This is a genomic window from Arenibacter lacus (genome assembly GCF_008711145.1).
Classification (GTDB): Bacteria; Bacteroidota; Bacteroidia; order Flavobacteriales; family Flavobacteriaceae; genus Arenibacter; species Arenibacter amylolyticus.
Map to the genome: position 1 here is coordinate 1 of NZ_VVIN01000258.1, position 429 is coordinate 429.

Annotated in this window: 1 protein-coding gene; it reads right to left on the minus strand. The window is 52.0% G+C overall.

Annotated features, from left to right (window positions below):
• The coding region (locus F1E73_RS17400) for a hypothetical protein (RefSeq protein ID WP_150452709.1) at nt 1-429 on the minus strand (429 nt) is incomplete at both ends.

Consider the following 429-nt stretch of genomic DNA (forward strand, 5'->3'; position numbering starts at 1 on the left):
ATCCGTAATCTCAAAACGATACGTGCCAGCAGTAGCGGTGGGGTAGCTAAAGTTGGACACTCCCGCGGCCAAAGCTGTAGGTGCGCCATACCCAGTACCATCATCCACCCTATAACTATAATCCGCATATCCGCCGTTGATGGTTACGTCTATCACAGCATCCGGGGAAGTTGCGCTACAATCCAATTCCTTTGTGAGGGTGGCCGTGGCCGTCAGTTGTGGTGCTACTTCAACCGTATTGGTAGTAACGGTACAACCATAGGCATCCCATACCTCTACGGAATAGAAGCCAGGAGCCAAGTTGTTAAATACATTGTTGTTCTGTGCCGGGCCTCCGTTAAGGCTATAGGTATAAGGACCAACACCTCCCGAGGCAGTAGCGGTAAGGCTAACGCCACTACCCGCTACATAACAACGGTCCGTGGTGGC